The organism is Bacteroides sp. AM16-13 (genome assembly GCF_003602705.1).
GTDB classification, from domain to species: domain Bacteria; phylum Bacteroidota; class Bacteroidia; order Bacteroidales; family Bacteroidaceae; genus Bacteroides; species Bacteroides xylanisolvens.
The window spans coordinates 25,885-34,279 of sequence record NZ_QTLK01000039.1; the positions used below are offsets into that span (position 1 = coordinate 25,885).

Genomic DNA, 8,395 nt, shown 5'->3' on the forward strand with positions numbered 1-8,395 from the left:
AAAATGATAAGATGCAATTAGCAGATAATGTAAGCAATGAAAAATTAAGGGGTGGTTTCTATACCCCTAGCAAAATAGCCTCATTTATTCTAAAATGGGCGTTCAATGGGCGAAAGGACATTGATATTTTAGAACCAAGCTGTGGAGATGGTGTCTTCCTACGAGAAATACAAGAGGGTAAATATGAATATAATTCTTTTCTTGGCATTGAATTAGATGAAAACGAAGCACAAAAAGCTCGAAATACTAATCTAGCAAAATCTGAAATTTTAAATACTGACTTTCACGAATACTGTATAAGCACTGAAAAGAAATTCGATTTAGTTATAGGAAATCCTCCGTATATTAGATATCAATATTTTAACAAAGATCAACAAGCTTATGCTGCTTCTATTTTTGAGAAAGCAGGTCTATCATATTCTAAACTAACAAATGCGTGGGTATCTTTTGTTGTAGGCTCTTCTTTGTTACTAAAAGAAACAGGTAAAATAGCTTTTGTATTACCTGCTGAAATATTGCAAGTTTCTTTTGCAAAACAATTACGGAATTTCTTATCAGCATTTTATAATAAAATAAATATCATATCTTTTCAGAAATTAGTATTTCCAAATATTCAACAAGAAGTCATTTTGCTTTTATGTGAAAAGAATAAATCAAATTCGCATTCAATAGAACATTTAGAAGTTTTAGATGCAGAAGGATTAGATTGTATTGAAATAGAAAAATTGCGTAGCCCTCAAAAAAAAATAAATCATAAGTCTAGTAAGTGGACTTTCTATTTTTTGGAACAGAAAGAAATTGATTTTCTTGAAGATTTGCAGGAGAGTAATGTTATTCCTAAAATGAATAAGTATGCTAATATTGAAGTTGGCATAACTACAGGTTCAAATGATTTTTTTACTGTTCCCTTATCTGTTGTAGAAAAATACAATCTTGAAGAATATGCTAAACCATTAGTTGGGAGAAGTATTCAAGTTGCAGGTGCTGTTTTTACTAAAGACGATTGGGAAAACAATATAAAACTTGATGCGAAAGCGTTTTTATTGGTGTTTCCATCTTATAAAGAGTTGAATGATGGTGCAAAAGAGTACCTAAAATGGGGAGTAAAAGAGGGTATCAATCAAGGCTATAAATGTAGAATAAGAGATGAATGGCAAATTGTTCCATCATTGAGAGTTTCTGACGCTTTCTTTATGAGAAGAAATAATCTGTATCCAAGGCTTATTTTAAATGAAAATCAGGCTTATACAACAGATACTATGCATCGAGTAACTATAAAACCAGATTTGGATATAAAAGCATTTATTTCAAGCTATTACAATTCGTTATCTTTGGCTTCTACTGAAATATTTGGTCGTAGTCATGGTGGTGGAGTTTTGGAACTAATGCCAAATGAAGCAGAGAGTATATTTTTGCCATTTCAAAAAAATAATTCAGATATGTTTCTAACAATCAATGAAATGTTAAGAAGTAAAGTTAATATTTCGAGTATATTAGATGTAACAAATAGACAAATTTTAGAATTGAATTATGGATTATCATCTAATGATGTAAAGTTGGCTCATAATATTTGGGTAAAACTTTCGTCGAGAAGATTAAACAGAAAGTCCCTTATATAATGATATTATATTTGGTGGGGATGGTAGTCCCCACCGAACACTTATTCTTCGACATCTTTAATCAAATGTTGTAAATTAGGGTCATTTTTAATTCTTTCTATTTCATCCGTGACAATCTGCTGGACTTCCTGCTTGACCCGGTTGTAGTTTGCCTGTATTTCTTCCTGCATCCGGTCGTTTCCGTTCTCGTCCCTGAAATCTATAATTTGGGGCAGCTTCTTGTAGTTGGCAGTTTCCCGTTTCACTTGCTCGTTATCCACCACAATTTCCGCATGGAATATTTTCTGCTCTATCCGTTCATCGAAATTGTCACTGACCGCACCCACAAACATACCCTGTGTTAAGTTGGATATTTTACTGGGCGGTATCAAACTATCCATTTGCGTACTGATAGAGGTTGATTTATCATTCCGGTTGATAGTCATGCTTTGGCGTTTCTGCAAGACCTTTCCGAAACGGTCTGAAAGCGTTTTTGCTGTTTCAGAAACCACCTGACCGCTAAAAATATTACCTACCGTATTTTCGATAACTTTGCTTTCCTTATCCCCATAATCCCGGCGTAACTGGCTGAAATCCTGAAAGCCCAAACAGACCGCTACCTTGTTGCTTCGTGCTGTTGCTATCAGGTTATCCAGTCCCCGAAAATAGATGGTCGGTAACTCGTCTATTATCACGGAACTTTTCAGTTGGTGCTTCTTGTTTATCAGCTTCACGATACGGGAATTATATAGACCCAAAGCACAGGAATAGATATTTTGGCGGTCGGGATTATTGCCTACCGCCAAAATTTTAGGTTCTTCCGGATTGTTTATATCCAGTGAAAAATCATCCCCTGTCATTACCCAATACAGGGCAGGTGAAATCATTCTTGAAAGTGGGATTTTAGCACTTGCAAGCTGCCCTTGAAGCTGGTCTTGCGCATTGGATTCCCATGCGTCCATGAACGGTGAAAGGTAGTTTTCCAGTTCGGGATAACTGGTTAAAATTGTAAACGTGTCGGCATATTTCTTGTTCAGAAATTCAATGGCGTGCGGGAATGTACAATACTTACCACCCTGATAGATTTTCAAAAACCACACAATAGAAGCCAGTAAGATAATCGGGCTTTCTACGAAGAAGTCCCCTTGCTTGGTTATCCAACTGCGGTTCAAATTTAACATGATGGTATAACTGGCTTCGTATGCGTCCGATATGTCCGTCATAAATGCCGGATTTATCGGGTTACATCGGTGGCTCTTACGTGGGTCGTCAAAATTAATCATATAGAATTTAGGTTTTATCTTATACCCGTCTAAATGGTTGATTAGATGATTATATGCTATCTCTGAAAGGTCAGGAAATTTGTAGTCATAAATATAAACAGCAAAGCCTTTTTCGATTTGCTGTTTTATGTAATTATTGACTATCGCATACGACTTTCCCGAACCGGGCGTACCCAATACCATACTTGCCCTGAACGGGTTTACAATGTTTATCCAGCCATCGTTCCACTTCTTCTTATAGTAGAAACGGGTCGGCAGGTTGATAGAATATTCGTTTTCTATCAATCGTGTTTCCTGTGCGAAACTTTCATTTTCCAAATTAAACACATCGTCCATCAGGTTATTTTTCAACAGGCGGGAAATCCATACTCCGGCTGCCAATAACGAAAGATACCCGGCTGTCATGGTAAAGATATACAATGCCGTGTTTGCCGCCAGTGGCAACGGTAAAACCAATAACCACCAGTTCAGGAAAAACAGGATAAAACCGATTGTCAGGAATACATAAATCCTGTTCCATGTGATTTTTTCCTCTTTCACTCCCTTTGTTCCCAAACAGGAAAGCGCAAGGAATACCACTGAAAAAAGTTTGGTATATAGGATATTGGAGAACAGCCCGGCGGTACGCTGGAAGTTCAACAGGATTTTATCGACTACCCCGATATTGATACCCCACTCCCTGAACGACTGGTAACAAAACCAGTAAATGTTTATCACTACAAATAAAATACTGATTGCCCGCATAAAGTCCATGACCTTTGCAAGTCCTCTTAAATCATCTTCATTCTGCATAATTGAAATTTTTATAGTTATTAAATACGTCTTTGTTTCTTCTTCTTTTTCTTCTTGGGTGGTGGAACTTGGCTGTTGTCGGGTGGCGTATCGTCCCCACCGGATAACAGGCTGAACAGTCCCGCAATGGCTTTTCCTGTATTTTCAAGGTGTCCGGTCGGGTTATATTCCGGTTTTTGTTCCTGCGTTTCCTGTTTGCTGTTTCCCGACAAAGTACGGGAGCCGGAAAACAGGTCGTTGAACACATTGGCGGAAAAGTCCTTTCCCAACCGTGAACCGTTCAGGACGGTACGGTTTTCGTGGTCGATGAATGTTACACCGTATATCCTGCCTGTATCGTTCTGCCGGAAAAGAACATCTATGCCTTTCGCTTTCAATTCCGTAATAAGCTGTTCCCGGCTACGGGCGGATTGCATCACTGCGCCGACTGTCCGGCGGGTACGCTCTTTCAGGTTCTTGTCCTGAATGTCTTTTGCCGATTTCTTGATGTGTCTTTGGATGGCTTCGTAACCTACCGACTTACCCAAAGAGGAAGATTTGAACGGGTTTCCCTGCTTTTCTCCCTTGTCATTGGTCGCCGAATAGACAATGCCGTTATAGGGCTTGCCGTTCACTTCCCCTTTCACTTCTTCCGCCTGTACATTATATATAGATAGCAACGCTTTGTATTCCGTGAAACTTTGGAAACGGTAGCTACTGGCAAGGGCTTTCACTGTATTGGATAACTGGTGCTTTACGTCCCCTGCCCGGTAGTCCACCTTTTTAAGTTCGGGGCGTTCGGTTGCCTGTTTCTTCTCCGCCGGATGCAGCCCGTATTTCTGTTCCAGTTCACGGGTGATTTGTTTGCTGCGGATATGCTCGAACTTGTCGTTTATCTTTTTGCCTGTTTCATCTACCCGGATGGAAACGATATGTATATGGTGTCTTGCAATATCTTCGTGCTTATACACCATAAACGGCTGATTGCCGTACCCTAACTTATCCATATACTCTTTGGCGATGTCCGCAAGCTGGCTGTCTGAAAGCACATCGTCCGGGTGCGGGTTCAGGGAGATATGGATAATCGGCTTTTCCGTTTTCAGGTCTGCGGGCAGGTGCATATCGAAACATTCCATACAACACCGGATGCTGAAATTTCCGTCCTCGTTCTCAAACATACGGTTGCTTAAAAGTACTTTTCCCTGCTCTTCATCCACCTTGTTTTGGTTGTAGGAAAGCGCACCGAACAGGGAACTGCCTACGCTTATCTTTGCAACCATCTTGTTTCAAATTCACGGGTCAGTTCAATAATTTGGCGGTTCAGGTCGGCAAGTTCTATCGTTGCCTTTTCCAGTTTATAGAGAAAAGCGAGAGCTTTCTTCTCTGAAAAATTGGTATTGAGAGCCTTTACCACCTGATTATAATTCACGGCTATACCCCTGTATTGGGAATATAAAGCGGTCAGCCGGGTATAATATTCTACCGCCGCCTTGTCGATTTTAATCACTTTGAACGGTTCGCCAAAGATGCGGGCGGTGATAAAATGCGCTTTGGTGCGCATACCCGACTGGTCGAACAATGCCAAAAAGCGGGCGTGGTCTATCGCATTGAAGCTGATAGAGTACCGGAACACTGCCGGGTCTGCTTTGGGCTTTCGTCCTGCGCCACCCGGACGGGGTGCATTTTCATTTTTCTGTTTCATGTTTCATTTCTTTAAAGGGTTACGACTTCGGAGTGACCCTATCCCAGCTTCGTCCGGGCAAGGCGTTCAAAGCTGCTGAAAGAATTTCAAGCTGCTTAGAACACACCTTGCTATTTGCCAGTGCAAATAAAAATCCGCCTACGGACGGATTGGAGTTAGCGGATATTGGAACGCTCCCGGCGGCGGGGGCTTAGTTAGCCTGACCGATACCTTTCGGTTGCAAAGTAACAGGTATTAAAAATGCTGTGAAATAGCGGGTTATAGGACAAATGAGGACAAACGGGGACATTTGAGGACACATCTCGAAAGGGGTTGTTTTTCTACGTTTATTTGTCCCGGATTTCAAGAAAGATAGCAATATGGATAGATGGAAATATGTAACGGAAAGCGGACGGAAAGAAAGCGGTTTTGAAAACTTGAAAACAAGATTTCAAGATTGCAATCTTTCAAGAAAGCAGGAAAGCAAACCGGATGGAATGATTGAAAGAAAACTGTCATTCAATCGGGAAAGCAAACGGTCTGCAAAGAAAGCAATCCGTTTTTGCAGAATGATGAAAAGAAAAGAAGCAAGGAAGAAAACAACCTGCCTTTGTAGAAAGATAGCAAGAAACAAGGAAAGAGAAAAAGAAGTCATTCCGGCTTTCGTGCTATCAGTATGGAATGAAAGAAAACTATCCGGCTTACTGCATGGATGGATAACAATAAAGATGTATCACAATAATTCAGTATTACAATGAAGAAAGAAACTTTGTATGTGGCTTTCTCTACCCAAAAGGGCGGGGTCGGCAAAACAACATTCACTGTCTTGGTGGCAAGTTACCTGTACTACCTGAAAGGGTATAACGTGGCGGTCATGGATTGCGATTACCCGCAACATTCTATTGCCGCTATGCGCAAACGGGATGCCGAACAGGTGAACGGCGATGAGTATTACAAACAGCTTGCCTTTCACCAGTTCAAGACGCTGGGAAAGAAAGCGTACCCGGTGCTTTGCAGTTCACCGGACGAAGCGATAAAAACGGCGGATGAATTTCTTGCGTCTGCCGGGTCGGATTATGATGTGGTCTTTTTCGACCTGCCCGGAACGGTGAACAGTGAGGGTGTTATCAATTCGCTTTCAGGGGTGGACTACATTTTCACTCCCATAGCCGCCGACCGGGTGGTATTGGAAAGCAGCCTTTCCTTTGCGGTGGCTATCGACAAACTGCTGGTAAAGAATGAAGCGTGCCGACTGAAAGGGCTGCACCTGTTTTGGAACATGGTAGATGGGCGGGAAAAAACAGACCTGTACACCCTGTATGAACAGACCATCGGGGAACTGGAATTACCCCTTATGAAAGTATTTATCCCGGACACCAAAAGGTTTAAAAAGGAACTGGACGCACAACGTAAAACCGTGTTCCGTTCTACGCTGTTCCCGGCGGACAAACGGCTGGTAAAAGGCAGCAACATGGAAGAACTGATAACCGAAATCGCATACCTTATAAAACTGTAACGATATGGCAAAGCAAAGCGGCGGGAAACCGCAAATTGACGAGGATTTTATGAAAGAGATTATTTCACAGGGCTTGCCCGTGAAAAAACAGGAAATGCCATCGGTGGCGGTGGAAACACCGGATAAACCGGACGATAAAACGGGTACTGTGGAAACGGCAGATAAACCGGAAATCAAGGCAGAACCAAAGGAAGAAAAGGCGGTGAAAGAACCTGCCCGCCGGAAAAAGAACACTCCGGGCGACTACCGGGAAACCTATTTCATGCGGGTGGACTTGACCGACCGCCAACCGTTATATGTCAGCCGTACCACACACGAAAAGCTAATGAAGATAGTAACCGTTATCGGCGGACGCAAGGCAACCGTGAGCAGCTATGTAGAAAATATCCTGCTCCGGCATTTCGACCAGTTTCAGGACGAGATAAACGAACTGTACGAAAGCAAATTTGAAAAGCCGTTCTGATATGTTGAAGTGGTTTATTATCGGAACGCTCCTGTATTACGCCGTTCTCTTATGGCGATACAGGGATAGCTTGGGAACATGGTTCACGGGTGGGAAAAGAGAACCGGAACAACCGGAAAGCAAACCGACCGTGAAAGCCGGAAACGGTGATTGTCTTGTAGGTGCAAGCCGTTACCGGATGGGACAAATGAGGACAAACGGGGACATCTTAGGACACCTTTCAAAAGGGGTTGATAATGCTTCTATATTTGTCCCGCAAAGCGATGAAACGGTAACTGAAACACCTGCTGCGCAAGCGATTGAAACCGAATTTGAAATGGAATTTGAAACGGAAAATACGGAAGAAACGGACGTTTCGGCGGATGAAATCGAAGCGGAAGAAATCGCCTGTTACATGGGTGAGGGTGAACCGGAAATGGCGCAAGGTATCACACTGGGGGAACTGGCGCAAATGGTTCAGGTCATTCAGATAAAACAAGCATCCGACACAGAAGAACGGCAAGCGGTTCAAACCATCTGCCGGACGGAAACAAACCTGTTTCATTCGCTGGTGGAGCAGATAAACGGGGGCAGGTCACGGGTAGCGGAACTTTTACAAAAGCATGAGATACCCGTGCCCGCCACCGTCCCGGTTGCCGGAAGTAATGAAATGGCAGACTTTGACATGAACGATTTTCTTTAATGGTAAACTTTAAATAATAAGATGATGAAACAAAGAGATTACGGTTAAGACAAACCTTTCTGAACACTGGGGAACACTCCCCACAACCACAAAAATTCAATTATTAATCACTCCGCCGGGCGGACTATCCAACCGCCCGGCAATTTAAAAATCAATGTATTTATAATGAAAAAGAAAGTTCTCTTTTCGGCAGTCGCTCTATTGGCTGCATCCTCTGCTTTTGCACAAGGTAACGGCATGGCGGGTATTACAGAAGCTACCAACATGGTAACATCCTATTTCGACCCGGCGACAAAATTAATTTACGCCATCGGTGCGGTGGTGGGCTTGATTGGCGGCGTGAAAGTCTAGTGTGCCATGAACGAACTATCGCCTGAATAACGGTAGTTCGATGCTTCATG

8 protein-coding genes and 1 pseudogene are annotated in these 8,395 nt (G+C 42.3%); 6 read left to right on the forward strand and 3 right to left on the reverse strand.

Translation table 11 applies throughout. From position 1 onward, the window contains the following. The first annotated feature begins 11 nt into the window (after positions 1–11). Positions 12–1,619: a class I SAM-dependent methyltransferase gene (locus DW173_RS22295; RefSeq protein ID WP_120145259.1), complete on the forward strand. Its 1,608-nt coding sequence runs from the start codon at positions 12–14 to the stop codon at positions 1,617–1,619. Between the two features lie 41 nt (positions 1,620–1,660). On the opposite strand, the gene mobC is transcribed toward DW173_RS22295, so the two are convergent. The 3 genes from mobC to mobA are packed head-to-tail and all read right to left on the reverse strand — an operon-like array spanning position 1,661 to position 5,354. Continuing rightward, entirely contained in the window at positions 1,661–3,673 is a 2,013-nt protein-coding gene (gene mobC, locus DW173_RS22300) for a conjugal transfer protein MobC (RefSeq protein WP_120145260.1), read from the reverse strand. Positions 3,674–3,693: 20 nt separating this feature from the next. Beyond that, positions 3,694–4,932 (reverse strand): conjugal transfer protein MobB, encoded by a 1,239-nt coding sequence (gene mobB / locus DW173_RS22305; protein ID WP_120145261.1) that lies wholly within the window; start codon positions 4,930–4,932, stop codon positions 3,694–3,696. Next, complete coding sequence (mobA, locus tag DW173_RS22310; protein WP_007216065.1) at positions 4,917–5,354, reverse strand: conjugal transfer protein MobA; 438 nt, start codon at positions 5,352–5,354, stop codon at positions 4,917–4,919. The genes mobB and mobA overlap by 16 nt, the downstream gene beginning before the upstream one ends. Before the next feature lie 359 nt (positions 5,355–5,713). Here mobA and DW173_RS22320 point away from each other — a divergent pair, with 359 nt between their 5' ends. The 5 genes and pseudogenes from DW173_RS22320 to DW173_RS22340 all read left to right on the forward strand — a co-directional run. Continuing rightward, on the forward strand, positions 5,714–6,091 hold the full coding sequence (locus tag DW173_RS22320) for a hypothetical protein (protein WP_120145262.1): 378 nt from the start codon (positions 5,714–5,716) through the stop codon (positions 6,089–6,091). Continuing rightward, the gene (locus tag DW173_RS22325; protein ID WP_120145263.1) at positions 6,088–6,849 is read left to right on the forward strand and encodes a ParA family protein; all 762 of its coding nucleotides are present in this window, start codon (positions 6,088–6,090) and stop codon (positions 6,847–6,849) included. The genes DW173_RS22320 and DW173_RS22325 overlap by 4 nt, the downstream gene beginning before the upstream one ends. 4 nt (positions 6,850–6,853) lie before the next feature. Beyond that, positions 6,854–7,312, forward strand: a complete 459-nt coding sequence (locus tag DW173_RS22330; protein ID WP_007216061.1) for a DUF3408 domain-containing protein — start codon at positions 6,854–6,856, stop codon at positions 7,310–7,312. Position 7,313: 1 nt separating this feature from the next. Beyond that, entirely contained in the window at positions 7,314–7,994 is a 681-nt protein-coding gene (locus DW173_RS22335; RefSeq protein WP_007216060.1) for a hypothetical protein, read from the forward strand. A 165-nt stretch (positions 7,995–8,159) separates the two neighbouring features. Next, positions 8,160–8,342, forward strand: a pseudogene (locus DW173_RS22340) (DUF4134 family protein); the annotation flags it as partial. Positions 8,343–8,395: the final 53 nt, after the last annotated feature.

Coding starts and splice junctions, on each gene's coding strand:
- mobA (WP_007216065.1), bottom strand. CDS start 5,354: ATGAAACAGAAAAATGAAAATGCACCCCGTCCGGGTGGCGCAGGACGA.
- DW173_RS22295 (WP_120145259.1), top strand. CDS start 12: ATGCAATTAGCAGATAATGTAAGCAATGAAAAATTAAGGGGTGGTTTC.
- DW173_RS22330 (WP_007216061.1), top strand. CDS start 6,854: ATGGCAAAGCAAAGCGGCGGGAAACCGCAAATTGACGAGGATTTTATG.
- DW173_RS22325 (WP_120145263.1), top strand. CDS start 6,088: ATGAAGAAAGAAACTTTGTATGTGGCTTTCTCTACCCAAAAGGGCGGG.
- DW173_RS22335 (WP_007216060.1), top strand. CDS start 7,314: ATGTTGAAGTGGTTTATTATCGGAACGCTCCTGTATTACGCCGTTCTC.
- mobC (WP_120145260.1), bottom strand. CDS start 3,673: ATGCAGAATGAAGATGATTTAAGAGGACTTGCAAAGGTCATGGACTTT.
- DW173_RS22320 (WP_120145262.1), top strand. CDS start 5,714: ATGGATAGATGGAAATATGTAACGGAAAGCGGACGGAAAGAAAGCGGT.
- mobB (WP_120145261.1), bottom strand. CDS start 4,932: ATGGTTGCAAAGATAAGCGTAGGCAGTTCCCTGTTCGGTGCGCTTTCC.